We start from the raw sequence: 24954 nt of genomic DNA, 5'->3' as shown, positions 1-24954 counted from the left end.
ACCCCGGCCGCAGCACGGGTTTCCCGGCGGGAGGCGACAAACGCTTCCGTCTCGCGTGCCTGCGCGGCAGCGGCGGCGGCTTTAAGTTCCTCCAGCGCGGTGATCCGGTCAATCCGCACCCCTTCGGAGACGTCCTGGTCCATGTCCGCCAGTTCCAGAATCGCCGCGCGGACCAGGGCAGCACCCGGATCACCGGGAACCGGCTTCACCGGATCCATCTCTGCTGGAACGATTGACTCGAACATACTTTCGATTCTATCGAGGAGCACTTCGAGGCACAACGGAGGAAGGCCGCCTGTTGATATCCCTCAGCAATAGAAGCCCGAGCGCTCAACTTTGAAGGGATGCGACCCCAACGTTGAAGGGGCGGGACCTTCAACACTGGAGGGCAGGCTCTTAACGTTCAGAGTCAAATACTTACAAACGACGCCAGTTAGCCCGCTGCCACGGCAGCCGCGGAGGCCCCTTCATTGGAAGCCGCTTCTTCGGCGAGCACCATGCTGCGTGAGATTTTCTCCACGGCGTCATCCATGTGCTCAGCCAGAAGCTTGTGGAAAAGCGGCACATCTGCAGCACCGATAGCGTCCGCAATCGCAACGTGCTCCGCCAGCCGGGCCTCAGGGGTATAGCCGGTGTCTTCGAGCGCCGCCATGCACATCCGCGTCTCGGTAATGAGGGTATTGTGCATCCGCGACAACCTAATGCTGTGTGCCATGGCTACCAGCAGTTCATGGAACTCGATGTCGAGATCGCTCAGGACTGCACCCCGCTCCCCCGCCGCAACCGCCTTGGCCATCCGGTCAGTCACTTCATGGAGCGCCGCAGCGACCTCTTCGTGCCGGCCCTCCAGTTCGATGATTTTCAGTCCGGCCGCGCGCTCGACGGCGGTGCGCGCCAAATACATATCGACGATATCCGAGGGGCCCAGTTCGGTGACGAAAATGCCGCGGTTGCGGATACTGACCAGCAGGCCTTCCTGCGTGAGCCGCTGCATGGCTTCGCGAAGGGGCCCACGGCTGACCCCAAGGTCGCGCGCAAGCTCTGCCTCCCCCAACTGCTGGCCTGGCTCAAGCTCTCCGTGGCCGATGGCATATCTAAGCTTTCGGGCGATGATCGCCGGCGTCGACTCCTGGACCAGGGGCTCGATAAATCTGCTCTTTGCCATGGCTTCCTTGCTTTCGGCAGTGGATCCTTGGCAGGCGGCGCGCGAACCGCCGCCTGTCTCATTGCAGACAATCTTACAACTCAGCGGCAGAAGCGACTACAGTCTGGTGACCATCACTTTAACAGGCGGCAAACACGCCTTAAACCCAGCAGGGGCGGCGGTACAGTACCGCCGCCCCTTCAAGGCGATTGGGACAGTCTTTGCTGGCGCGCCAGCGGAAAGAACCTGCTAGACGGCCGCGAGCTCCAGCCCGTGGGCCTCGGAAACGGAGCGGTGAGTGACCTGCCCCGCCGCGACATTCAGACCCGCGGCGAGCGCAGGGTCCTTGGCCAGCGCGGCCTCCACGCCCAGATCAGCCAGCGCGACGGCGTAACGAAGCGTGACGTTGGTGAGCGCATAGGTGGAGGTGTTTGGAACGGCGCCAGGCATATTCGCGACGCAGTAGAACAGCGAGTTGTGGACGCGGAAGGTCGGCTCCGCATGGGTGGTGGGGTGGCTGTCTGCGAAGCAGCCGCCCTGGTCGACGGCGATGTCGACGAGAACGCTGCCGGGCTTCATCTTGGCGACGAGCTCGTTACTGACAAGCTTCGGTGCCTTGGCGCCTGGAATGAGCACGGAACCGATCACCAGGTCCGACTCAACAACCGCGCGCTCGATCTCCAGGCTGTTGGAGGCGAGGGTCTTGAGCCTGCCGGCGTACTGGGCGTCGAGCTCGCGCAGGCGGTTGATGTTGATGTCGAGAATGGTCACGTCGGCGCCCATGCCCACGGCCATCGCGGCGGCGTTGGTGCCCGCGACACCGGCACCGAGCACGGTGACCTTTGCCGGACGGACACCGGGGACGCCGCCGAGCAGGATGCCTGGGCCGCCGGCCGGAACGGACAGCGACTGCGCGCCGACCTGCACGGAGAGGCGTCCGGCCACTTCGCTCATCGGAGCCAGCAGCGGCAGGGCGCCGTTGGCCGTCTGGACGGTCTCGTAGGCGATGGCCGTGACACCGGAATCCAGCAGCGCGCGGGTCAGTTCCGGCTCGGCGGCCAGATGCAGGTAGGTGAAGAGCACCAGGCCCTCGCGGAAGTGGCGGTATTCGGAGGCGATGGGCTCCTTGACCTTCATGACCATTTCCGCACGGGACCAGACTTCGTCGGCGGTCGCAACCAGCTCAGCACCGGCGGCAGCATACTCGGCGTCGTCAATCCGCGAGCCGGCACCGGCGCCGGCTTCGATCAGCACAACGTGTCCGCGGCTGCGCAGTTCGTGTACGCCGGAAGCCGTGATGGCCACGCGGAATTCGTTGTTCTTGATTTCCTTGGGAACGCCGATGATCATCGGGAGCCTCCGTATCTAGGTGTGCGAAATAGCCAGGTGCGCTATCGAACGGGTTGAAACTGCGCCGCAACCGGCGATGAGTTAACTGTAGGACCCGATTTACGACGTCGTTCCTTGCCTTCCGCAGCGACCTCGCTGCGCGCTTCGCCAACATCGGAGGACCGGGCGGACGCAGTCAACCGCTCCGCCTGCCCGGATCCGCGCCATGACAGGAAACAAGAGGGCACCCAGAGGGGCCGGCACCCGTCAGGCAGTGTGACCGCTACCACACTGGCCGGGCCTGCGGCAATCGACAAATGTCGCGTCGGCGCGCGCCAAGTGTCGCCCCGTGTCTGTCCGGCCTCCCTAGACTAGGAGCAGGCAAACCACACAAGGAGGCCCGATGCAGAGTCCCGATGCCGAACGGGCGGTGGAGGAGATTGCGCAGGCGCTGGGCCACGGGGTTTCCGTTGAGGATCTCGACGGCGACCTCATCGCTTACAGCAGCCATCAGGCCTCGGCGGACCAGGTGCGGGTGAACTTTCTGCTGAGCAAGAAGGTACCCGCGGATGTCAGTGCCTGGCAGCTGAGCCATGGGATTGCGACGGCCGTGCGCCCTGTGGTGGTTCCGGCCAACGCTTCGTTGGGCATGCACGGCCGGGTCTGCGTTCCGCTGCTGGTACGCGGCTTCCGCGTGGGCTACCTGTGGGTGCTGCACGAGCAGGACGAGGAGGCGCCCGATGCCATCCTCGCCGCACTGCCCCGGGTCCGCCCGCTGCTGGACAGGCTGGCGGAGCAGCTGCTGGATACCAATACGCCGGAATCGGATGCCCGACGGCGGCGCGAAGCCGAGTTCCTCGCCGCCTGCCAAGGTGACGCTGCCGCCGTCGAAAGCGTGGCGGGGTGGCCCGAGGTCCAGGGCCCTTCGCCTAAGACGGTGGGCAGCATGATGGAGCGGATCGAGGATCCGGACACGGCGCTGGCGGAGCAGGCCGATCCGGAGGCCGCCGTGCTGCTGCAACGGATTTCGGCGCTGCAGGCCACGGTCGGGATCAGGCCGGCGCTGTTCAGCGCGGGGTCGCAGCAGCATGCCGTCATCCTCTTCCGCGATCTGCCGGGCCGGACCGAGCACGCCGAGGTGCTCAAGCGCTACGGGGCGGAGATTTCGCTGCGCGGCGGGCACCCGGAGCGGCCGGACATGCTCGGCCTGAGCGAGCCGTTTACGGACTTGCGCCGGCTGCATGAAGCCTATGAACAGTCGAAGACCGCGGTGCAGGCCGCCGCCGTGGACCCGCAGATCGGGCCACTCACGGACTACCGGGATACCGGCGTGTACCAGTTCCTCGCCACCGGCAAGGGCTCGCTGCCGGGGCGCTCGGTGCACTTCGCCGACCTGCAGGAGCAGGACCGCAACGCCGAGCTGCTGCCGGTGCTGGAGCTGCTCTATGACACGGACGGCTCGGTGGCGGACGTGGCCGCCCAGCTGCACCTGCACCGCAGCAGCGTCTACAACCGGCTGGCGCGTGTGCGCTCCATCATCGGCGCGGACCCGCTCAAGGGCAGGGTTCGGCTCGAGCTCCACCTGGCGATGAAGGCGGCGCGCTGGGCCGGCAGGCCGCGGCTGTAAGGCGTGGCTGTAAGGCATGGCTGTAACACGCAGCGCAAGGCCGCGCGCCCCCTGCAATAAAACAGCTCCACTGCAATAATCAGACCAGGCTGCCCCAGTGGCAGCACACCTGAACCTGACGTAGCCGGGCGAACGAGGCGGACTAGATGACAGTGACCCAGAAGACGGCAGACCCGACAATCAACGAGGCGAGGCTGCATCAGCTCGCCCAGGCCCACGGCGTGGGCACGAAGTTCACCGGTTGGGATGGGCTCCCCTACGACGTGGATCCGGAGACCCTGGTCAAGGTGCTGGCCGCGCTCGGCGTTCCGGCCGGGACCGGCGAGCAGGTGGAGGCCTCCCTGACGGACGCGGAGCTGGGGCCGTGGCGGCGGATGCTGCCGCCCGCCGTCGTGGTTAAGGACGGAAGCACAAACAACGACGGCGAGGCCAGCGACGGCGGGGAGACGCTGGTTCCGGTCCATGTGCCGCAGGGCGCCGAGGTGCGGGTGCGGATCGTCACCGAGGATGGGCTTGTGCTGCCGCCGGAACAGCGGACCATTCCGACGAAGCCGCAGATGGTGGACGGCGTGCTGACCGACCGCATCATGTTCGCAATTCCGTCCGGGCTGCCGCTGGGCTGGCACACGCTGATCGCAGAGACCGGCGACGGGACGGACGGCGTCCGCGCTGAAGCCGTCTTGGTGGTGACGCCCGCGCGGCTGACTACCGCGGACCCGCTGGAGCAGCGCCCGGGCTGGGGTCTGGCCACACAGCTGTACTCGTCGCGGTCCACGCGGTCCTGGGGCATTGGCGACTTCGAGGATCTGGCGGATCTGGCCGCGATCAGCGGTGCGCGCGGCGCGGACTATGTCCTGGTGAACCCGCTGCACGCCGCCGAGCCGGCGCCGCCGGTCCAGCCGTCCCCATATTCGCCGTCCACCCGCCGGTTCTTCAACCCGCTGTACCTGCGGATCGAAGCCGTGCCGGAGCTGGCCTACCTCGCCGCGGACCGGCGTGCGCGGATCGATGCCCTGGCGGCGGAGTCCCGCCGGCTGAACGAGCAGGCTGACCGGCTGGACCGGGACACCGTCTACGCGGCGAAGCTGGAGGCGCTGGAGCTGCTGTACCAGGCGAAGCGGTCGCCGGCGCGGCAGCGTGCCTTCGAGAAATTCTGCGCCGAGGCCGGCCAGGGGCTGGAGGACTTCGCCCTCTGGTGTGCGCTGCGTGAGGACCTGCCCGCCAACGATCCGATCTGGCATGACCCCGCGGCAGCCCCGGGCACCGCGGCGATGGACGGCAAGCGGCGCGAGCTCGCCGGCCGGATCGATTTCCACCGCTGGCTGCAGTGGCTCTGCGACGAGCAACTCGAATCCGCGCAGCGCGCGGCGAAACTTGCCGGCATGCGCCTCGGCGTGGTGCACGATCTGGCGGTCGGGGCGGATCTGTCCAGCGCGGACGCGTGGATGCTGCGGGACGCACTGGCGCCGGGCGTCAGCGTCGGGGCGCCGCCGGACATGTACAACCAGCTGGGGCAGGACTGGTCGCAGCCGCCGTGGCACCCGCGCCGGCTGGCCGAGGCCGGCTACGCGCCCTTCCGCGACATGCTGCGCACCGTGCTCCGGCATGCCGGGGGCGTCCGCGTGGACCACATCCTGGGCCTCTTCCGGCTCTGGTGGGTGCCGGCCGGCAACGGTCCGGCGCGCGGTGCGTACGTGCAGTACGACCATGAGGCGCTGATCGGAATCCTGGCGCTCGAGGCCCAGCGCGCCGGCGCCGTCGTTATCGGCGAGGATCTTGGCACTTTCGAGCCGTGGGTGCGGGACTACCTGGCGGAACGGGGCATTCTCGGCACCTCTATTCTTTGGTTTGAGAACGACGGCGATGCTCCCCTGCCGCCGGAAAAGTACCGGGTGCAGTGCCTGGCAAGCGTCAACACCCACGATCTGCCGCCGACGGCGGGCTTCCTCTCCGGGGATCACGTGGTGCTGCGCGAATCGCTCGGGTTGCTGGAGCGGCCGGTAGCCGAGGAGCGGGCCGAGCACGACGCCTCGCTGGCGTCCTTCCTGGAGTTGGCGCGCAGCCGCGGGCTGCTGCCGGCGGACGGACAGGCCGGCGAGGAGGAACAGATCGAGGCGCTGCACCGGCTGCTGGCGCAGTCGCCGTCGGCGTTGCTCGGTGTGGCGCTGGTGGACGCGGTCGGCGAGCGCCGGGTGCAGAACCAGCCGGGCACCACGGCCGAGGTCTACCCCAACTGGCAGGTGCCGCTGGCGGATTCCGCCGGCAAGGCGGTGCTGCTGGACGAGCTGGAAGGCAACGCAAGATTCAACCGCCTGCTGGCCGCAGTGGAAGAGTCGATGGCCAAGTAGCGGCGCCAGACAGCGTCAGAGCAGCAGCGGCGAGACGGCGAAGACCGCGGTGATCACGTGCCGTTCGCGCCGCGCCACCTGATGCATGAGGCCGGGGCCGTCCTCGAACGGCACCACGTCCGTCACGAAGTGCTTGCGGATCAGGTCCCCGTGCGAGCGCAGCAGCTTGATCGTCTCGGCGGACAGCCGGCCGCGGTCCCATTGCGCGGACAGGCCGCGAGGCGTCCGGCCGATCTGGGCGCAGCGCAGGCTCAGTCCGTTGTGGTGGAACTCCTCGCCCAGGCGCACCGCGTCCGCGCCCTGCGTGTAGAAGGCCAGGTCGACCACCGTGCCCTGCGGGCGGACCGCGCGCAGGGCTGCGTGGAGGGCTTCGGCGCGGCCGCGGCACTGGAAGACGACGTCGGCGCCGCGGTCTCCGGGGCCGTGCCGCCAGCGGGTCTTGAGCAGCTTGCCCGGGTCGTCGTCGAGGTCCACGGCGAGGAAGCCCAGCTCCTCGGCCAGCTGCCGGCGGCGGGGATCGGAGTCCGCCACCGCCACTTCGCGCGCGCCCAGGGACGAGGCGAACAGCGCGGTCATCAGGCCGATGGGCCCGGCTCCGGTCACCAGGACAAGCCGGCCCTCGACGCCGTCCTGCAGCCCGCGGACCATGCCGCCGGTGGCATCCGCCGCCGCGTGCAGGAGCCCGTTGGCGCAGATCGGCCCGAAGTGCGCGACGAAAACGCCCAGCAGCGGATCCAGCTGCGCGGGCAGCGGCACCAGATGCTCGGTCAGCGGGTCGGCCACATGCGCGGTGGCGTGCCCGTAGGCCGAGGCCAGCACGTCCCCCTCGGCGAATGCGTCAGTGCGGGACCGCACCACTTTCGCCACCTCCATGTATCCGAGCCGGCGCACCGGGTAAGCCGTGCCGGGCGATCCGGTCAGGAAGAGGCTGAGCTCGGGATCCAGCCGGGAGCTCAGCCCGGGGTGGTTGCCCTTGACGAAGGCCAGTTCGGTGCCGGCCGAGAGTCCGGTGGCCAGGGTCTCCAGCAGGACGCCGCCGTCGGGCACCTCGGGAAGCTCCTCGTCGACAATCTCGACGTTTCCGGCCGCGGCCACAATCAAATTACGACGCCGGTTCATCGCTGTTAGGGAACGCGGATCCGTTGCTTTGCCGGCGGCGGGCAGGCCGGTCAGCAGTATTGCGGATGGCCGGACAGATTCCGGCCCCGGCCGCAGGTCCGCCTCCAGCTGCCCCAACGGCTCTGGCTGGAGCTTCACCGGCCGCCCGGTCCGCGCCGATTCGGCGATGGCGCAGCCCAGCCGGTGGCTGCGGAGGGCTTCCGCGTAGGGCACGCGGGTGGATTCGCGTTCGCCGCGCACCGCTTCGATGAATTCCCGGTCGACGGCGATCCGCGGGTCCTCACCGCACTTCATGTTTGTCCGGGCCGAGCCGTCGAAACTGCTCAAGCCCTCTTCCGACAGCTCCAGGTACAACCCGCGGCTGACCGTGTGCAGGGCGGCCCGGTGTTTGGCGGCCAGCACGGAGGTGGCCGCCAGCGTTGCCACGGTCCCGGAGGCAAACCGCACGGTCGCCGCGGTGGCGTCGTCGACCTCTTCGTAGTCCTCCGGCGTAGGCACTCGATCGGTGAGGGCTGGGTCTTCCAGTGCGCGCCGGAGCCCGGCGGCATAGACCTCCACGGCCTCGCCGAGCAGGAAGCGTGCGGTGTCCAGCACGTGGGTGAGCTGCTCGACCACCTGCCCGCCGGAGCGGTCCATCCGGCCCCACCACGGTACGGGCGGACGTTTGTCCAGCCAGTAGCCGTTGGCCAACAGCGGCGGGGCGTCCGCCAGCAGTTGCCGGGCGTGCTCAACGGAGTCCATGCAACGCCAGTGGTAACCGGTCCCGGTGACGACGCCGCTCTCCTCCACCAAGGCACCGATCTCCTCGGCGACGTCCCGGCCAAGCCCCACCGGCTTTTCCACAAACAGCGGCAGGCCTCTGGACAGCGCTGCCCGTTCCCCGGGACCATGGGCAAAAGGAGGTACACAGACATACACGGCGTCCACTTCGACGGCATCGAGCGCTTCCTCGGGCTCCGTGAAGGCCGGCAGGTCGAGCTCGCCTGCCAGCGCCTGGGCCGCGGGCTCGTGGGCATCGGTAATGCTGGCGAGCCTGACGCCGGGCAGCGAGTTCAGGACGCCGGCGTGGCGCCGTCCCACTGATCCTGCTCCGATCAGGGCGATGCTGACTGTCATGCGGCCTCCCGGATGAGCTTTCCGTACAGTTTGAGGTAGTGCGCTGCCATGGCCTGTGGCGTCCAGTCCGCGGCGGCCGCGCGGCAGTCCTGCGGGTCAATACCGTCCAGCTTCTGCAGGTACTGCGCCAGGTCCGGCTCGCTGGCGGCCAGGTAGCCGGTCCGGCCGTGGTCCACCAGCGAGGGCAGCACGCCCAGCGGCGTTCCGACCACCGGCACGCCGCGGGAGAGCGCCTCAACCACGCCCGTTGCCCCGGGTTCGGCCCACCGGTTCGGAGCCAGCAGCACCCGGGCCGAGCGCAGCACCCGTTCCTTCGCCTCGCCGGCCACGCCGCCGATCCAGCGTGCGCGGCGCCCATCCAGCAGCGGACGGACCTCGGCCAGGAAGTACTTCACGTCGGGGTGGGCTGCCAGGGCGTTGTCCCCCTCGGCCAGCCGGCGGTCCAGTTCCTGCGGATCGTTGATCCCGGCCACCGGGCCGGCCAGGACCAGCGGGATGTTGGCCGCGGCGCAGATCCGCACCGCAGTGTCCTGGCCCTTGTCGCGGGTGATCCGCGCGAGCAGCAGCGCATGGTCGCCCGGGTCCACCTGCACCTCGAGGGCCGGGGCCGGGGCGAGCGGGACCACACCGATCGCCTGGCGCTGCAGCTGCTCCGGAGCGCGCTCCAGCTGGGACTGCGAGACGGCTGCGAACCGCACGCGGCCGCGGCCGTTGAACGTCGAATAGAACGCCGCATGTTTGGCCAGGTCCCAGTGCAGGGTCTGCAGGACCGGCGGCGCCGCGACGCCCATCGCGGCAAAGACGGCCGGCCCCACCACCTCAAGGTGATCGTGCACGAGATCCCAGCTGCCGCCGTCGTACATTGCATTCACCAACGCGTGCATGTGCGCGTGCGCAATACCGGAAACCTGGTTGTAGGGCATGGCGATGGAGCGGAACTGTGGTTCGTCCAGCGGCCGCAGGTACGCGTCCGCCTCGATGAAACTCGGCCCCACCGTGGCCAAGGTGACGTGCACACCGGCGCGGCGCAGTTCCGGGATGAGCGTGGCCAGGACGGTTTCGATCCCGCCATAGCCCTCGGGCGGAACCGGGAGCCAGGGGCCGGCGTTGACCAGGATCCGCATGCCTAACTGGCCTTGCCCGCGGTCAGCCGGTAATCGGGGATATCGATCATGGGCGGGCGTTCGGAAATTTCGACCTCGCAGGTTTCCTCGATGAACCGGTCGCCGTCACGCAGGAACTGGGTCAGCGGCGCCGACGCCGGTGCGGCCGCCACCAGCCCGCTGCGAAACAGCCGTGACTGGACGGTCAGCTGCACCTGCATCGCCATCTTGGACAGGTCCGCATCAGTGGCATTGCGGTGGCAGCGCACGCCCAGGTCCACCTGCGCCATGCCCTCCAGCCCGACGGCTTCGAGCACGTCGATCAGCATGCCGATCTCCACGCCGTAGCCCGAGACGAATGGGATGCGCTCGAGCAGGGAGCGGCGGGCCGCGTATTCACCGGCCAGCGGCTGCACTATCCCGGCGAGCTCGGGCCAGAAGAGGTTGAGCAGCGGCCGGGCCACGAGCTCCGTCACGCGGCCGCCGCCGGCGGGCATCACCGTGACCCCGTTGTTGAGCGGCCGGTCGTAGCAGCTCTTGACGAAGTGGACGCGCGGTTCGGTCAACAGCGGCCCCAGCATTCCGACGGCGAACTGCGGATCGAACTCATGCAGGTCCGCGTCGATGAACACCACAATGTCGCCGGTAGCCACCGTGAGGGATTTCCACAACGCCTCGCCCTTGCCCGGGACATTGCCGAGTTCGGGCAGGATGTGCTCCTGGCGGGCGACTTTCGCGCCGGCGGCAGCTGCGACGGCGGATGTGGCATCCGTGGAATTGGAGTCGATGACGATGATTTCATCCAGCAGCGGCACGGCTTCAACCAGCTCGGACCGCAGCGCCGAAACGATCTGCCCCACCGTGGCCGCTTCGTTCTTGGCAGGAAGGACAACGCTCACTTTTTGGCCGTCTTTTTGTGCTGCTAGTTCCTCCGGCGCATACCGGGAGCCGTGGTAGCTCCCGGTGGCAAACCACCGCCGCAGATCTTCGCGCATGCCGGTCTCTTTTCGTGCCGTTGCCGGTTCGCCCTCGTACCGGCTGTCGATAGGATCTAGACGAAGCCTACGTTTCCGTCCTGCCGGTGTGAATACCCCGAAACAGGTGCAGGGGCACCACGGGAGCGTTCCGGCAGGCGCCACGAACGGCGTTTCCACAGGTCAGGGCGATGCAGGGCTCCGAGTTTCAGAACGGTACCAGAATGGAGAATTCATGCAGAAAGGCCATCCGTCTCCGCGGCAGCAGAGGCCCCGGCTGGTGCTGTGGCGCCATGGCCAGACCGAGTGGAATGTGCTGGAGAAAGCCCAGGGGCAAGCCGATGTGCCCCTGGATGGCACCGGCCGCACCCAGGCGAAACAGGCCGCGGCCATGCTGGCCACCTTCGACCCGGCCTTCATCTGGTCCAGCGATCTGCAGCGTGCCCGCGACACCGCGCAGGAACTGGCTGCGCTGACCGGCCGGGAACTGGTGCTGGACGCCCGGCTCCGGGAGTACCACGTGGGCATCCGGCAGGGAACAACCTTCGCCGAGTTCCAGGCGCAACACCCGGACATCTACGCAAAGTTCTTTTCCGAGGAGAACTACCGCGTCCCGGGAGCCGAACTCCCTTCGGAAGTCAATGAGCGGATGAAGGCTGTCATCGATGAAGCTGCCGCCGCAGTGAACGACGGCGAGACGGGTGTCCTGGTCGGCCACGGCGCGGCCCTGCGCAGCGGCCTGCTGGCGTTCTTCGAAGCACCGTCCCATCTGCGCGAAATGTTCGCGGGCATGGCCAACTGTGCCTGGACCGTGCTGGAAAAGCATGCCGAGCGCGGCTGGCAGATCATCGACTACAACGCGCAGACCCTGCCGGACGCTTCCTCTGTATTGGCCGATGAAATGCCGGTGGAGCACTGAACCGGCCTGTGCCCGCCATTACAGCCTAAACACCGGCCGGACCGGGACCTGGGCAGGAGGTTTTGGTCACACCCTGCCCCTGTCCGCCCCGGGATTGGTGACAGCTAGAAAAATGCAGGATGAACACTTGGTACGCTGGATGTAGCCAGCCGGGCTCTCCGGCGAGGTACCCCAGCCACCCGACGAGGCCCCGTCGTCGTTATCTTCCGTTCGCATCCCGTAGGAGACACCGCACTCAATGCAAAGTCTGGCAGTAGAAACTCAGCAGGAACAGCTCTGGAACCGTCGCTACGATGAGAACGTCGCCGACGTCAACCAGCTGTGCGACGCACTGAAGGAACTCAAGCCGGGCAGCGAAGTCCCCTACATCGATCCGATGCACGACACGGACCAGTGCCGGATCATCAGCTTGTTCTCCAGCCCTGTCCCCGACTCGGGCGCCTTCATTTCTGCGGGCGACCACGACTCGGTGACACGGCTTCTCGGCGTCCACTGGCAGGTGGGCCTGCGTCCCGAGTACGTCATGCCCTGGAATGCCCACCCTTGGCTGGTTCCCGGTGCCGAAGGCAAGCTCACTCCGGCCCAGATCGCCGAGGGCGTCAAGCCGCTGCTGCGTTTCCTGGCGCTCGTGCCCCGGGCGTCCGCGCTGGTGGCCCACGGCACCGAAGCGCAGAAGCTGGCCAATCTGTTCCTCAAGACGGAAAACCGGATGATCTACCGCCGCGGCTTCAAGACCTACAAGGTCCGCGCCCTCAGCGGCCGCCCGTTTGCCGGCTCCCCCGAGAAGCAGCAGCAGTGGCTGGACGACATGCAGGCTGCCTACGGCGACGCCATGGCGCGCACCGGACTGCCCCGCCGCGGCCAGTAATCTCAGCCGCTCCGCAGAGGGGCGCTGACCGGGCCCGCCGGACGGTAGTAGGCTGAGAGGCAGGAGATGGACGGTCGTCCCCTGCTGGTCGGCCGCCCGTCGAAGAGCAACAGCTGCTCATCGTAGATCCGGCACAAAGGAATTCTGATGCGACGCATGGCAGACCCGGCATACCGTGAACAACAATGGAGCAGGCGGTTCGACCCGAACATCGCCGAAGTCAACCAACTGTGCGAGTCCCTCGTGGAGCGCAAGCCCGGCAGCGAGGTACCCCTCGTCGATCCGGTGCACGATGTGGACGAGTGCCGGATCGTGAGCCTGTTCGCCAGTCCCGGCCCTGGCGCGGGTTCCCGCTTCATCTCCACGGAGAACGACGACGACACGGCCGCCCGGACGCTGGAAGTCTACGAGGCCGTAGGTCTTCGCCCCGAGCACGTCATGCCGTGGAACGCGTATCCCTGGTACGTCTTCGACGAGCAGGACGGCAAGCTCACCGCCGCGCAGATCTCCGAGGGGCTCAAGCCGCTGCTGAAGTTCCTGCGGCTGGTCCCGCGGGCGTCGGCCTTGGTGGCACATGGCGGCGAGGCCCAGAAGCTGGCGGATCTGCTGCTGAAATCGAAGATTCCGGACATTCAAAAGCGCGGCTTCAAGACCTACAAGGTCCGTGCGCTCGGCGGCAGGGCCTTTGCCGGCAAACCCGCCGACCAGCAAAAGTGGCTCGATGAGGCCCAGGCCGCCTACACGGACGCCATGGCCAGGGCTGGGCTGCTGCAGGCCAACCGCTAGGCCCGTGGCCTCGGGCAGGCGGGGACCTCAGGCAACCCGAGGACTTAGGGCAGCCGGCGGTCCTCGGCGTGCAGCACCCGCAGCCAGCGGTAGCCGTAGCCGCCAAGGGGCAGTTCGCACCTGCCGCCGTTGGTCAGTTGCACGTCGTCGTCGCCGAGCAGATCCAGCAGCACCGAACCCACAAACTTGTCCGCAGGTTCATCCTCGGTGGCCAGATCGATTGTCACGGTGGCCGGTTCCGGGCTCAGGTTGTGGACCAGCACTAGGCTGGCCGTTTCCCACGTACAGCGATGGGCCAGCACCGACGTGGCGGGTTGCTGCAGCAGTTCAAACCGGCCCCACCCGAGTTCCGGACATTCGCGGTAGCGCCGGATCAGCGTAGCCATGAAGTTCCAGAGCGAGGTTGGGTCACGTTTGGCCTGGGCGGCGTTGACGAATTGCGGGCCGCAGCCGCCGTCCACCAGGGGCGACACGAGCTTTCCGGACGGCGCGGTGGAGAAGCCGGCATTCGTTCCGTCCGTCCACTGCATCGGTGTCCGGACTGCCAGCCGGCCCTCGGCCTCCAGATCCTCGCCCATCCCGATTTCCTCGCCGTAGTAGAGCACTGGCGTGCCGGGCAGCGAGAACAGCAGCGAGTACACCATCTTGATGTGGCGCGGGTCCCCGCCCAGCATCGGCGGCAGCCGGCGTTTGAGACCCCGCCCGTAAAGCTGCATCCGCTCCTCCGGCCCGAACGCCGCGAAGACCTCCTGGCGCTCCTCCTCGGAGAGCTTATCCAGCGTCAGCTCATCGTGGTTCCGGACAAAAGTGGCCCACTGGTTGTCCGGGTTGATGGCCGGGCGTTTGGCCAGCGTCTCTGCCAGCGGCCGCGCGTCCTGCCGCGCCAGCGCGAGGTACATCTTCTGCATGGCCATGAAGTCGAACATCACATTGAGCTCGTCGCCCTCGCTGCCGCCGAAGAACGCCGTTTGTTCCTTGTAGGGCAGATTGACTTCGCCGAGCAGGATTCCCTCGCCGGAGCGCCGGTTCAGGAAGCGGCGCAGGTCCCGCAGGAATTCGTGCGGATCCGGCAGTTCCTCCGGCTCCTCGCCCATGGTCTCAAGGAAGAACGGCACGGCATCCACCCGGCAGCCGTTGATCCCGAGCTCCAGCCAGAACCCCATGGCCTTGGCAATCTGGTCCCGGACCGCAGGATTGGTGACATTCAGGTCCGGTTGGTGCTTGTAGAAGCGGTGCAGGTACCACTCCCCCGTGGTTTCTTCCTTGGTCCAGATGGAATCCTCCTGGTCCGGGAACACCACCTGCTCCGAAGTGGGCGGCGGCGGATCCGATCGCCACACGTAATAGTCCCGGTACGGGCTGTCCTTGGACTGCTTGGCGGACTGAAACCACGGATGCTGGTCCGACGTGTGGTTCACGATCAGGTCGGCGATGACCCGCATCCCCCGGTCCCTGGCGGTGCGCAGGAACTCCACCAGATCCCCGTGGTCGCCCAGCCGCCGGTCCACGCCATAGAAATCCGTGACGTCGTACCCATCGTCGCGGTCCGGTGTTGGGTAGAACGGCATCAGCCAGATGCAGGTGACGCCGAGGTCCACGAGGTAGTCCACACGCTGCGCGAGTCCGGCGAAGTCGCCGATGCCGTCGCCGTCGCTGTCAAAATACGTTTCTATATCCAGGCAATAGACGACGGCGGTCTTCCACCACAGGTCCGATGTGTCCGTGATCCTCACGCGATCTTCCTCTCTTCGTCCTGCAATGACGCGGCCTGCTGGGCCGGCCGCCTCATTGCAGATCAGGCCAGCAATCCAGGTCAGCGCAGCTGCGGGAGCACTTTTTCGGCGAAAGCGTTGATGAACGGCTCCTGCTCCTGGCCGACGAAGTGCAGGTACAGCTCGTCGAACCCCAGGTCCAGGTATTCCTGCAGCCACTCAACGTGCCGGCCGGTGTCGGCCGAAACGTTGACCGACTGCCGCAGCTCGTCTTCGCCCACGTGCTCGCTGACGGCGTCGAAATGTTTGGCCGTCGGAAGATCTGCGGCCACGTGCGGCGGGAAGACGTTGGTCCGCCACTGGTCCAGGCCTATTTCCACGGCTGCCTCCTCTGAGGGCGCCCAGGACAGGTGCACCTGCAGCGCCGCCTTGCCGCGCCCGCCGTTGTCCCGGTAGGCCTCCAGGACCTTCTCCAGCTGGGCCGGCGGCTGGTTGACCGTGATCAGTCCGTCTGCCCAGGCAGCGGCGCGGCGGGCTGTGTCGACGCTGATGGCCGGGGCGATCAGTTCGGGTTTGGGCTCGGGCACCTCCCAGATCCTGGCGTGCTCCACGGTGACCAGGCCGCGGTGGGTGACTTCCTCGCCACCGTGCAGCCGGCGGATCACCTCCACCGATTCCTCGAGCCGCTGCTGGCGCACGTCCTTGGACGGCCAGGCGTCGCCGGTGATGTGCTCGTTGCTGTTCTCGCCGCTGCCCGGCGCCAGCCAGAATCGCCCGGGAAACATGACCGCCAAGGTGGCGGAGGCGTGCGCGATGATTGCGGGATGGTATCGCTGGCCGGGCGCAGTGACCACGCCGAAGCGCAGCCCGGTGGACGCGAGTGCCGCGCCGAGCCAGGACCAGGCGAAACCGGAGTGCCCCTGCCGCGCCGACCACGGTTCAATGTGGTCCGAGCACATGGCCGCGTCAAAACCCGCAGCCTCGGCGAGCTGGACATCGGTCAACAGCCGCGCCGGGCTGACCTGTTCATGGGACGCATGGAATCCGATCACAGCCACCCTCCATGCTTACCCGGCGGTAACGCCCTTGTCGAGGGCTACAGTGGCACTGTGGAGGACAACACCGGCATCGGACGCGCCTGCCCATGAGCCAGGAAACCGCGGACACGGATCTGGCGGGCATCGCCGTCGAACTTTATGCCCTGCTGCCCAAGGACTTCACGGCCGCCCGCAACGAGCGGGCCAAGGAGCTGGGCAACACTGACAAGGACCTGTCCAAGCGGGTCCACGGCCTGCCGAAGCCGTCCACCGCGGCGTGGCTGGTCAACATGCTGGCCAACCACCGTCGCGAAGAGATCGACGGCGTTATCGAGCTCGGAGCGGCCATGCGGGAGGCGCAGGACGAGCTGGATCCTCAGCAACTGCGCGAGCTGAGCGACCAGCGGCACCGGTTGCTGGCGGCGATCGCAAAGCAGGGCCGGAAGCTGGCGAAAGAGCTCGGGCACCCGGTCAGCGAAACCATTGCCGCGGACGTCGAGCAGACCCTGCGCGCGGCCATGGCTGATCCGGCTGCGGCCGCCGCGGTGGCCAGCGGCCTGCTGGCCGATTCGCTGTCCTCGAACGGACTGGATCCGGTGGAACTGGACGGCAAGGTGGCGGTTCAGGAGGCCATCGGCGAGGCGGCTCCGGCGACGCCGAAGGCGAAGCAGAAACCGGTGGATGAGCTGGCCAAGCGCCGCACCGAACGGGCCGCCCGGACGGACCGGGAGAAACAGCGCCGGGCCGAAGAAGCCGAACGGCGCCGTCAAAAGGCCCAGGCCGATGTGGACAAGGCTGCCCGCCGCCTGGCCGAGACGGAAACCGGCGAGCAGGAGGCCGAGGCCGAGGTGGAACAGATCTCCGCCAAGCGGGAGGAGCTCGCGGCGGAACTGGCGGAACTGAAAAGCCGGATCCGCACCCTGGAGCGGAGCATCACGGCGGTGGACACGGAGATCGCAGCCGCCGAAGACCGGCTCGAGGAAGCCACGCGCTCCGCAGCTGAAGCCCGCCGCGGGCTGCAGCGCGCCCGGAAGGCGCTGGAGGATCAGGACTAAGGGCTCGACCGGAACGCAGACAGTAAGTATGCTTATAACCTTCCCTGCAAGCTGTCTTTCCAGGAGTTCACAATGTCAGGAAATCTCATTGCCCGGTCCGTCCACGATCTGACTGCAGGCGCCTGGTTCGGCGGCTCCCTCATGGGTGCCATCGGGCTCAATGGCGCAGCCGCGCAGGCCAAGGACCCCAGAGAGCGCGCCCGCCTGTCCAGCCTGGGGTGGAAGAAATGGGCTCCCGTCCAGGCAGGAGCCTTCGGCGCCCATCTGCTCTCCGGCATTCCGCTCGTGCTGAAGAACGCGGACCGGCTGGGCAGCCAGCACGGCGTGGTCCGGCTTTCCGTCTACAAGGCCATAGTGACGCTGACCGGCGCCGGCGTGACCGCGTACGCGGGGTTGCTGGGCCGGAAGGTCGAAAAGCTCTCGCAGGAAGGTGCCGACGGAGCCACGGAGCCGAGCCCGACGGCGTCGGAAGAACTGGCACAGGCACAGCGGCAGCTGAAGATCCTGCAGTGGACCGTTCCGGTTTTCGCCGGCTGGGTCATGGTGCTCGGCGCCAAGGAAGGCGAGATGCAGCGGCCGCAAAACGTGGCGATGGGCCTGCGGAAGAACCTTTCCCGCCCCGAACTGGCCAGGCTTCTGCAGGAGTGGAAGGAGCGCTCCCGGCTCATGTAGCCCGAGGCGCGGCTTCAGCTTGCCGCGGCGGCCTGCGCCATCTCGGGCACCTCGGCCAGGACGGACCGGTCCTTGATCCGCGAGGTAGCGGCGTACTCACGCGTCGCGTTGATCGCGGCCACCACGGCAGACTTCTCCGCGTATGCCTCCGAGACCGCTATGACCTTGTTCTTGGCCCCGAGCAACCGGAAACGGTACTGCTTGTTGCGGTCCTTGAAAATTTCAAACAATCGCATTCTCCCAAAATCGTGGGGCGCCTTGCTCTCCGTTGAGCGGTCGAAGCTGTTCCCCAATCCAGAAGCATAAGCGCCGAAATCCGTACTGCCGAGTAGGAAAGTAGCCTGCGTCACAGATAATCAGGAAATCCCAAGAACGACGGCGGCGCTAACCTTCCTCGGTTTCGGCCCGATAGCGGGCGGCCAGTTCACTGCGGGAGCTGATGCCCAGCTTCGAATAGATACGCGTCAGGTGGTACTGGACCGTCTTGGCCGCGATAAATAGCTCCAGACCGGTCTCCTTATTGGTCCGACCCTCCGCCACCAGCCGGGCCACGGCAATTTCCTGCGCGGTCAGGACGGAGAAATCCAACGCGCCCCGGCGGCCCGTGCTCTGCAGTCCGCTGGCCTGGATCTCCCGGTCGCAGCGCTCCACGTAGACGCTGGCGCCGAGGGCCAGATAAAGGTCCCGGGCCCGGGCCAGGACATCGGCAGCGTCCCGGCGCTGGCCGGCCCTGCGGAGCATCTGCCCATAGGCGAAGTTTCCGCGCGCCCTGACGTACGGCGCCGGCAGGTCCTTGATGCCGGCGAGGCTCGTTTCGAATACCTCGCGGGCTTCATCCAGCCTGCCCTCGGCGCCGAGGATCCGGCCCCGGGGCACCGCCAGCCGGGCCATCACGGTACGGTGGCCGCGCTGGGCGGCCAGCTCTTCATGCGGCACGAGGAACTCTGCCGCTTCCGGCATCCGATCGGTCATCACCAAGGCGTTGGCGTAGACATCGTGCCACGGCCAGAACCCGGGCTCGTCCATCCCGTTGGCGCGGTCCAACTGGAGCAGCGGACCCAGGGCACGGAGCACGCCGTCGTAATCCGCAGCCGCTTCGGCCACGAAGGCCGCGGCCATTGCGGCGGGCAACTGCATAATCGCATAGCTGTCCGCCGGCGCCCGGGCAGCGTCCCGGTGGAGTGCGCTTTTGGCCGTATCGCCCCTCAAGGCATGGATCTGGGCGGCGGTCAGATGCAGCAGCGGGCGGGCCAGCTGGATCTGCAGGCGTTCCTGCTGGAGCAGCCCCCGCTCCACCGTGCGCAGCGCTTCGTCCCAGTCCCCCAGCTCGAACTCCGCCCGGGCCAGCCAGCCTTGGGCCCATTGCGCGATCCGGCCTGAACCCAGATGGTATTCGGTGGGGACGGCGGCCGCGAGCTGGTCGCGGGCCAGATAATGCTCGTCCTGCGCAAGGAGCAGCCAGCCGCGGCCCAGCTGTACCCGCTGGCGCTGGGCCCCGAGGGCCTTCAGCGACGGAAACTTCCCGTACTGGGCGTGCGCTTCCTCGATGCGGCCGAGCCCTGCCAGGCCCAGACCCATGATGGAGCGCGATTCGATAAAGGCGGGCGAATCCTCCGGTGCCAGTTCGATGGCGCGCTGGGCCCAGAGCATCAGATCTGCGCCGTTCTGCGCGGCCAAGGCATGCAGGACGCGCCGCTGGCAGATCATCGCCGCGACATCCGGCGACGATGCCGGATTGCACTGCTGCCAGGCCTTGTCCAGCTGCATGTCCGCCTCGGTTTCCCTGCCGCGGAGGACGGCCAGGTAGCCCAGTACTGCTTCCTTCAACGGGCCGGGCCGGAAACCTGCGACCTGCCGCGCGTAGGCGCTGGCCCGGGGCAGGTCGCCGGCGGCGACGAGGGCGTCGAGTGCCTGGAGCAAACGCTGCTGCCGGCCGGTGGCATCGGGCCAGACATAGCTGGCGCGCAGCAGGGCAGCGGCTGCGGACAGCCACGCCCCGCGCTCTGCCTGGTGCGCGGCGTACGCATCGAGCTGCTTGGCCAGACCGATGTCCGGCAGCGCCGCGGCGGCAGCCAGGTGGAACAACTGCTCGCCTTCATCGTCCCCCATCGCCGAAGCGGAGCGGTGCAGTGCCGCGCGCTGGGTGGCGGTCAGGGAGGCGTAGACGGCGGCCCGGACCAAGGGATAGGGGAAGTTCAGCACCTGCAGATCAGCGCCGATCTTCAACAGTCCCAGCGCACGGGCCTCGTCCAGGGCGGACAGTGGATCCTCGATACTGTCCGTTCCGGCGGCGTTGGCAAGGGCGACGGCGTCGGCGAGCAGACACCCGGATTCCAAAACCGCAGCGGCCTGCACCAAAGCACGGGTCGCGGCCCGGGCTCCGGTCAGCGCGGTTTCGATCTCGTTCGTCAGGCGCAGCGGGGCCGGCAGGTGCTCGTGCCAATCGTTCCAGTAGTCGTCCGGCTGTTCCTGCAGCAACTGGTGGAGGTAGCCCGGATTGCCGCCGGTATGGGTGCAGAGCCGCAGTGCCATGGGCGCGGGAAGTTCCAAGGCACGCACCGACCAGGCGAGCGACACGACGTGCTCGGGGACCAATGGCCGCAGCCGGAGCTTTTGGATGGCAGCCGAACCGGCGAATTCGCGGAAACCGGCCGGGAGCTGCCACCACTGGTCATCGCGCACTGCCAGCAGGACCAGCACGCGTTCGGCATCCAGTCGCCGCAGGGCGAAGACCAGCGCGCGCAGGGAGAATTCATCGGCCCACTGCACATCGTCGAGCCAGACCACGAGCGGCGGGTAGCCCGCGCCGGCAGCGGCACCATGGGCGCTCGTATCGTTAGCGCAGGCGGAGCGGAGCCGTGCCAGCAGCAGCTCCCCGGCCTCTGCGGGATCGGCGGGAACGGCGGCAGGTGCCGTTGCGCCGTCGTCGTAACCTCGCAGCAGCTGGGCCAGGACGCTTCCGTCCTGAGTTGTTTCCCAGCGGGTGCCTGCTGCCCGCAGCACTGTGCCGGAATCCAGCCGGGACAGAAAATGCTCCACCAGGCTGGACTTCCCCATGCCCGCAGCACCGTGGACGATGGCTATCTGCGGGTCGGCGAAACCAGCGGCGCCGGCCATTGCTGCCAGCGCCGCCAGTTCCGCGGATCGCCCCGCCAGAGGCTCGGTTTTGGTCTCAGTCATTCCCGACAATGTTAGCTGCCATGGCCATCTCGGGTGCCTGCCGGTCTTCGGCCAGGCCCGAGCTTTCTTCGGTGACCGGACGCTTGGGCAGGAACAGGGTCACCAGCGCTCCGGCCAGGGCAACGGCAGCGAAGACGTAGAACGCCGTCGCTGTTGCCACCCCGGCAGCGATGAGGAAACCGCCGAGCAACGGACCGAAGATGCCGCCGAGGCGGCCGAAGCCAGCACACCAGGCCACGCCCGCGGCGCGCACCGAGGTGGCGTAGTAGTTCGAGACCAGGCCGTAGACCAGCACCTGGGTGCCCAGCGTACCGACGCCGGCGATGGCGATGGCGGTCAGCAGCACCGGCAGCGGGAAGCCGAAGGTCAGCAGGACCAGGGACACCGCGGCCAGCGCGAAGGTTGTCGATACGATCCGCTTGGCGCCGAACTTATCCGCCGACCGGGATGCGATCAGGCCGCCGACCACGGCGCCGGCGTTGAGCGTCACGAGGAACATCAGTGAGTAGTTCTTGTCGTACCCGTACTGGCTCATGATTTCCGGCAGCCAAGTGTTCAGCCCGTAGGTCAGCAGCAGTCCGGAGAAGCTCATGATGCCCAGAAAGACGGTGGGGACTGCATAGCGCCGGCTGGCGAGACCGGCGAAACCAGCCTTCTGCTGCACGGCTGATGTTGCAGATGCTGTGGTCGCCGTCGAGGCGGGAGCTGCCAGCAGCGGAATGCCGGTCTTCACCGACAGCAGTTCCGCTTCGCGCTGGCGGCCGCGGGCCTGCAGCCAGCGGGGCGACTCGGGCAGCTTGAACAGGGCTACCGGGAGCAGGAACACGATGGGCAAGGCGCCGATCATGAACAATCCGCGCCAGTCGAGGATGCCGTTGAATACGATAGCAAGCACCGAAGCCAGCGTGGCACCGGCCGGGACGCCCGAGTAGACGATGGCGTTGTAGAAGTTCTTCTTGCCGGCCGGGGCGAACTCGGCCACGACAGCTCCCGCCGTCGCCACCAAGGCGCCGACGCCGATGCCGGTGAGGAAGCGCAGGATGCCGAAGGCGAAAACACTGGTGGCCATGGAGGTCAGCGCCATGCCGATGGAGAACCAGGCGATGTTGATCAGCATGACTTTGCGGCGGCCGAGGAAGTCGCCGACGGCGCCGACCACGAGGGCACCGACCATGACGCCGACCAGGGCATAACTGCCCAACGCACCGGCTTGGGCCGCATCCAGCGGGCCGAGCTGGCTGGGATCGTCCAGCAGGCTGGAGACCACGGTGCCGTACACCACCAGGTCGTAGCCGTCGAAGACCAGTGCGAGGGCGGCGATCAGCACCACCCAGCGGACTGTTTTGCGGCCGCGCGCTGCTGTCGCGGCGGATTCGGTAAGAACGCTCATGTACAGACTCCTTTGTCCGGCGGCCTGTTTTGAGGCAGGACGCGATAGGGATTCGTGTCGGAATGGGACTGCGCGGCCGTCTATGGCCGGCAGGATCTGGCCGCGGGATGCGGCCGGCAGGAAACTAGCGCTCGAAGCGGCCGGGGGAAATGATGGCACTCACCGGTTGTCGCCGGAGACTTCGGTGTGGCCGGGCTGGCCTTCGTGTTCCTCCCCCGTCTCCTTGACGGAGCTGGTGGAGCCGACGGCGAAGCGCTCGTAGTAGAAGTTCTCCGGCACCATGCCCTGCCCGTCCCAGTACTTGCGCACGGCGTCGACCATGGCCGGCGGTCCGCACAGGTAGACGTCCACGTCGCCGCCGTTGAGCTGCTCCTCGGCGATGTGCTGGGTGACGTAGCCCTTCTTCTCCGCTGTGCTGTCCGGATCGGCGACGCAGTAGTCGAACGTGAACTCCTTGATCCGCTCCGCGTAGTATTCCAGCTTGTCCAGCTCCACCAGGTCCTTGTCGAAAGTCACGCCATAGACCAGGTGGATCGGGTGCAGCGGATGGCCCTGTTCGGTGGTGTCGAGCTTTTCCAGCATGGCCAGCAGCGGCGCGATCCCGGTGCCGCCGGCGAGCATCAAGGTGGGGCGTTTGATGTCGCGCAGGAAGAAACTGCCCATCGGGCCGGTCAGCTCCAGTACGTCACCGGTCTGCGCGCGGTCCTTCAGGTAGCCGGTCATGGTTCCGTCCGGGGCCGTGCGGACCAGGAACTTCAGCTGTTCGGAGCTGGGCCCGCTGCTGAAGGAGTAGGAGCGGACAGCATCGGTGCCGGGGACGGCCACGTTCATGTACTGGCCCGGGAGGAAGGACAGCTCGTCGCGGTTTTCGATGTCCAGTGTGAAGCCTGCGGTGTTGTCGGCGAACCAGTGCAGGTCCGCGATCCTTGCCTTGAAGGTCTGGGCTCCGGTTTTCGCCATTTCGGCCGTGCCGGAAATCTGCAACACCAGGTCCGACTCCGGGACCATCTGGCACGGCAGGCAGAAGCCCTTGTCCGCTTCGTCCTCGGTGAGCGCTTCGTCGATGTACTCGCCGGCGTCGTAATTACCCGACTCGCAGAAAGCCTTGCAGGTACCGCACGCGCCGTCGCGGCAGTCGAAGGGGATGTTGATGCGGGCCTTGTAGGCGGCGTCGGCCACCGTTTCATAGGTGCTGCACTTGATGAACCGGGTCAGGCCGTCTTCGAAAGTGAGGGCAACTTGATAGGACATGGGGAACTCGTTTCCATCGGGACCGGGGCTGTGGCGGGGAGGCGGTGCCTTCGGCTGCCGGACGGGTATCCAGGTCCGGCAGCCGCTCGATCAGATGTGGTAGACGTCCACGACGTGGTGGATGTAGTCGTTCTTCAGGACAACCTTCTTCTTCATGATGACCGGCTGGGTACCGGAGAAATCGATCGTGTAGAAGGACGTGCCGAAGTAGGTGTCCACGTTGTTGTAGCGGTAGTACAGCGTGAACCAGTTGAAGCGCACGTCCACTGTGTCACCGCGCTGCTCGATCACTTCGACGTTGGTGATGTTGTGGCCGGTGCGCGGTTCCGGGAGGCTGGTGGCGCTGGAGCGGTCGGTGCGGATCCTGAAGACCCGGTCTTCGATGCCGCCGCGGTTGGAATAGTAGATCAGCGAGATCTCGCGCTGCGGGTCCTCGGTGAGCTCGCCGTTGTCGTCCCAGGCCGGCATCCAGAACTCGGCCGAGGGGTGGTAGCAGTCGATCCACTTCTCGAATTCGCGGTCGTCCAGGAACCGTGCCTCGAGGTAGAGGAACTGCTGGATGTCCTCAAGCACGACGGCGGTGGCGGGCTGTTCAGCGGTTGCAGTCATCGTCGATGCTCCTTAGGCGTTGTTCTTGTCGGCGGCTTCGGCCTCGACCGCGGCCTTCATGCTCTGCAGCCAGTAGCCGTGCTGCACGGGGTAGAGGCCTTCGTCTTCGGTCTTCGCGCCGCTGGAGAGCGGGTTCAGGCCGATCTTCTTCGCCTGCTCGTCCGGCCCGTTGAGCTGGTGGGTCACACCGCGGCTGAGGTCGTTCCACTTCGCTGTGCCGGCCAGGTAGGTCTTCTGGCAGGAGCGGAACTCCTCCAGGTCATCCGGGGTGGCCATGCCGGAGGCGTTGAAGAAGTCCTCGTACTGGCGGATCCGGTTCGCCCGGGCGGCGTCGGACTCGCCCTTCGGGGCGATGCAGTAGATGGTCACCTCGGTCTGGTCCACCGAGATCGGCCGGAAGTGGCGGATCTGCGAGGAGAACTGGTCCATGATGTAGACGTTCGGGTAGAGGCACAGGTTGCGCGAGGCGCCCACCATGAACTCTGCCTTCTCGGCACCGAACTCCTCCGCGAGCTCTTCGCGCCGCTCGTACAACGGGCGGTCTTCGGGGTTGCCCCACCACATCCACAGCAGCAGGTGGCCGTGCTCGAAGGAGTAGTAGCCGCCGCCCTGCTTGCCCCAGGAGGGCGCTGAACAAGGGGCAATTTTGGGCCGTGGGGTTCGCTTTCGTGCCCTTTCCGGGGCCTTGGGCGGCGCGCTGGGGGGTCTCCATTCC

20 protein-coding genes and 1 pseudogene are annotated in these 24954 nt (G+C 67.2%); 7 read left to right on the top strand and 14 right to left on the bottom strand.

The window, feature by feature from the left end; translation table 11 throughout:
• The 3 genes and pseudogenes from B0G38_RS22390 to ald form a co-directional block, all read right to left on the bottom strand.
• Positions 1-245 (bottom strand): annotated as a pseudogene (locus B0G38_RS22390) (hypothetical protein); the annotation flags it as partial.
• Positions 246-433: 188 nt separating this feature from the next.
• Entirely contained in the window at positions 434-1165 is a 732-nt protein-coding gene (locus B0G38_RS22385; RefSeq protein ID WP_264671514.1) for a GntR family transcriptional regulator, read from the bottom strand.
• A 228-nt stretch (positions 1166-1393) separates the two neighbouring features.
• Positions 1394-2494 carry an alanine dehydrogenase gene (ald, locus tag B0G38_RS22380; RefSeq protein WP_264671513.1) on the bottom strand — a complete coding sequence of 367 codons (1101 nt, stop codon included), beginning with the start codon at positions 2492-2494 and terminating at the stop codon, positions 1394-1396.
• Between the two features lie 382 nt (positions 2495-2876).
• On the opposite strand from ald, the gene B0G38_RS22375 reads away from it, so the two are divergent.
• Both B0G38_RS22375 and malQ read left to right on the top strand, forming a co-directional pair.
• A complete protein-coding gene (locus B0G38_RS22375) occupies positions 2877-4100 on the top strand; it encodes a PucR family transcriptional regulator (protein WP_264671512.1) in 1224 nt (407 codons plus the stop codon).
• 146 nt (positions 4101-4246) lie between these two features.
• Positions 4247-6448, top strand: coding sequence for a 4-alpha-glucanotransferase (gene malQ, locus B0G38_RS22370; RefSeq protein ID WP_264671511.1), 2202 nt, complete (start codon positions 4247-4249; stop codon positions 6446-6448).
• 15 nt (positions 6449-6463) lie between these two features.
• Here the strand turns inward: malQ and B0G38_RS22365 are convergent, their stop codons facing one another.
• From B0G38_RS22365 to B0G38_RS22355, 3 genes are read right to left on the bottom strand one after another with little or no spacing between them, the layout of a single operon-like run.
• Positions 6464-8683: a Gfo/Idh/MocA family oxidoreductase gene (locus tag B0G38_RS22365; RefSeq protein WP_264671510.1), complete on the bottom strand. Its 2220-nt coding sequence runs from the start codon at positions 8681-8683 to the stop codon at positions 6464-6466.
• The gene (locus B0G38_RS22360) at positions 8680-9807 is read right to left on the bottom strand and encodes a glycosyltransferase (protein WP_264671509.1); all 1128 of its coding nucleotides are present in this window, start codon (positions 9805-9807) and stop codon (positions 8680-8682) included. The genes B0G38_RS22365 and B0G38_RS22360 overlap by 4 nt, the downstream gene beginning before the upstream one ends.
• A 2-nt stretch (positions 9808-9809) precedes the next feature.
• Positions 9810-10781, bottom strand: a complete 972-nt coding sequence (locus tag B0G38_RS22355; RefSeq protein WP_264671508.1) for a glucosyl-3-phosphoglycerate synthase — start codon at positions 10779-10781, stop codon at positions 9810-9812.
• Between the two features lie 214 nt (positions 10782-10995).
• Here B0G38_RS22355 and B0G38_RS22350 point away from each other — a divergent pair, with 214 nt between their 5' ends.
• The 3 genes from B0G38_RS22350 (at position 10996) to B0G38_RS22340 (ending at position 13333) form a co-directional block, all read left to right on the top strand.
• On the top strand, positions 10996-11679 hold the full coding sequence (locus tag B0G38_RS22350; RefSeq protein WP_264671507.1) for a histidine phosphatase family protein: 684 nt from the start codon (positions 10996-10998) through the stop codon (positions 11677-11679).
• A 238-nt stretch (positions 11680-11917) separates the two neighbouring features.
• Positions 11918-12547, top strand: a complete 630-nt coding sequence (locus B0G38_RS22345) for a uracil-DNA glycosylase family protein (RefSeq protein ID WP_264671506.1) — start codon at positions 11918-11920, stop codon at positions 12545-12547.
• Positions 12548-12694: 147 nt separating this feature from the next.
• On the top strand, positions 12695-13333 hold the full coding sequence (locus B0G38_RS22340) for a uracil-DNA glycosylase family protein (RefSeq protein ID WP_264671505.1): 639 nt from the start codon (positions 12695-12697) through the stop codon (positions 13331-13333).
• A 44-nt stretch (positions 13334-13377) separates the two neighbouring features.
• On the opposite strand, the gene B0G38_RS22335 is transcribed toward B0G38_RS22340, so the two are convergent.
• Both B0G38_RS22335 and B0G38_RS22330 read right to left on the bottom strand, forming a co-directional pair.
• Positions 13378-15066 (bottom strand): alpha-amylase family protein, encoded by a 1689-nt coding sequence (locus tag B0G38_RS22335; protein ID WP_264671504.1) that lies wholly within the window; start codon positions 15064-15066, stop codon positions 13378-13380.
• 80 nt (positions 15067-15146) lie between these two features.
• Positions 15147-16103: a TIGR03885 family FMN-dependent LLM class oxidoreductase gene (locus B0G38_RS22330; RefSeq protein WP_264671503.1), complete on the bottom strand. Its 957-nt coding sequence runs from the start codon at positions 16101-16103 to the stop codon at positions 15147-15149.
• Positions 16104-16189: 86 nt separating this feature from the next.
• Between B0G38_RS22330 and B0G38_RS22325 the strand changes: the two genes are divergently transcribed.
• Together B0G38_RS22325 and B0G38_RS22320 are read left to right on the top strand one after the other, a co-directional pair.
• Positions 16190-17137, top strand: coding sequence for a hypothetical protein (locus B0G38_RS22325; RefSeq protein ID WP_264671502.1), 948 nt, complete (start codon positions 16190-16192; stop codon positions 17135-17137).
• Positions 17138-17209: 72 nt separating this feature from the next.
• A complete protein-coding gene (locus tag B0G38_RS22320; RefSeq protein ID WP_264671501.1) occupies positions 17210-17809 on the top strand; it encodes a hypothetical protein in 600 nt (199 codons plus the stop codon).
• A gap of 14 nt (positions 17810-17823) precedes the next feature.
• Here the strand turns inward: B0G38_RS22320 and B0G38_RS22315 are convergent, their stop codons facing one another.
• The 6 genes from B0G38_RS22315 to B0G38_RS22290 form a co-directional block, all read right to left on the bottom strand.
• The gene (locus B0G38_RS22315) at positions 17824-18039 is read right to left on the bottom strand and encodes a YegP family protein (protein WP_264671500.1); all 216 of its coding nucleotides are present in this window, start codon (positions 18037-18039) and stop codon (positions 17824-17826) included.
• A 154-nt stretch (positions 18040-18193) separates the two neighbouring features.
• The gene (locus tag B0G38_RS22310; protein WP_264671499.1) at positions 18194-20989 is read right to left on the bottom strand and encodes a helix-turn-helix transcriptional regulator; all 2796 of its coding nucleotides are present in this window, start codon (positions 20987-20989) and stop codon (positions 18194-18196) included.
• Positions 20982-22379, bottom strand: coding sequence for an MFS transporter (locus B0G38_RS22305; protein ID WP_264671498.1), 1398 nt, complete (start codon positions 22377-22379; stop codon positions 20982-20984). Before B0G38_RS22305 ends, B0G38_RS22310 begins: the two co-directional genes overlap by 8 nt.
• A gap of 159 nt (positions 22380-22538) precedes the next feature.
• On the bottom strand, positions 22539-23630 hold the full coding sequence (gene benC / locus B0G38_RS22300; protein ID WP_264671497.1) for a benzoate 1,2-dioxygenase electron transfer component BenC: 1092 nt from the start codon (positions 23628-23630) through the stop codon (positions 22539-22541).
• A 90-nt stretch (positions 23631-23720) separates the two neighbouring features.
• On the bottom strand, positions 23721-24239 hold the full coding sequence (benB, locus tag B0G38_RS22295; protein ID WP_264671496.1) for a benzoate 1,2-dioxygenase small subunit: 519 nt from the start codon (positions 24237-24239) through the stop codon (positions 23721-23723).
• A 12-nt stretch (positions 24240-24251) separates the two neighbouring features.
• The coding region (locus B0G38_RS22290) for an RHO alpha subunit C-terminal catalytic domain-containing protein (protein ID WP_264671495.1) at positions 24252-24954 on the bottom strand (703 nt) is incomplete at its 5' end.

The sequence above is a fragment of the Crystallibacter permensis genome (assembly GCF_025960875.1).
GTDB lineage: Bacteria > Actinomycetota > Actinomycetes > Actinomycetales > Micrococcaceae > Crystallibacter > Crystallibacter permensis.
The sequence above is the reverse complement of the archived record's forward strand: the minus strand, read 5'-3'. Positions and strand labels throughout refer to the sequence as shown.

Excerpts from the sequence above, each read along its gene's own strand:
- B0G38_RS22385 (WP_264671514.1), bottom strand. The coding sequence starts at position 1,165 with ATGGCAAAGAGCAGATTTATCGAGCCCCTGGTCCAGGAGTCGACGCCG.
- ald (WP_264671513.1), bottom strand. The coding sequence starts at position 2,494 with ATGATCATCGGCGTTCCCAAGGAAATCAAGAACAACGAATTCCGCGTG.
- B0G38_RS22375 (WP_264671512.1), top strand. The coding sequence starts at position 2,877 with ATGCAGAGTCCCGATGCCGAACGGGCGGTGGAGGAGATTGCGCAGGCG.
- malQ (WP_264671511.1), top strand. The coding sequence starts at position 4,247 with ATGACAGTGACCCAGAAGACGGCAGACCCGACAATCAACGAGGCGAGG.
- B0G38_RS22365 (WP_264671510.1), bottom strand. The coding sequence starts at position 8,683 with ATGACAGTCAGCATCGCCCTGATCGGAGCAGGATCAGTGGGACGGCGC.
- B0G38_RS22360 (WP_264671509.1), bottom strand. The coding sequence starts at position 9,807 with ATGCGGATCCTGGTCAACGCCGGCCCCTGGCTCCCGGTTCCGCCCGAG.
- B0G38_RS22355 (WP_264671508.1), bottom strand. The coding sequence starts at position 10,781 with ATGCGCGAAGATCTGCGGCGGTGGTTTGCCACCGGGAGCTACCACGGC.
- B0G38_RS22350 (WP_264671507.1), top strand. The coding sequence starts at position 10,996 with ATGCAGAAAGGCCATCCGTCTCCGCGGCAGCAGAGGCCCCGGCTGGTG.
- B0G38_RS22345 (WP_264671506.1), top strand. The coding sequence starts at position 11,918 with ATGCAAAGTCTGGCAGTAGAAACTCAGCAGGAACAGCTCTGGAACCGT.
- B0G38_RS22340 (WP_264671505.1), top strand. The coding sequence starts at position 12,695 with ATGCGACGCATGGCAGACCCGGCATACCGTGAACAACAATGGAGCAGG.
- B0G38_RS22325 (WP_264671502.1), top strand. The coding sequence starts at position 16,190 with ATGAGCCAGGAAACCGCGGACACGGATCTGGCGGGCATCGCCGTCGAA.
- B0G38_RS22320 (WP_264671501.1), top strand. The coding sequence starts at position 17,210 with ATGTCAGGAAATCTCATTGCCCGGTCCGTCCACGATCTGACTGCAGGC.
- B0G38_RS22310 (WP_264671499.1), bottom strand. The coding sequence starts at position 20,989 with ATGACTGAGACCAAAACCGAGCCTCTGGCGGGGCGATCCGCGGAACTG.
- B0G38_RS22305 (WP_264671498.1), bottom strand. The coding sequence starts at position 22,379 with ATGAGCGTTCTTACCGAATCCGCCGCGACAGCAGCGCGCGGCCGCAAA.
- benC (WP_264671497.1), bottom strand. The coding sequence starts at position 23,630 with ATGTCCTATCAAGTTGCCCTCACTTTCGAAGACGGCCTGACCCGGTTC.
- benB (WP_264671496.1), bottom strand. The coding sequence starts at position 24,239 with ATGACTGCAACCGCTGAACAGCCCGCCACCGCCGTCGTGCTTGAGGAC.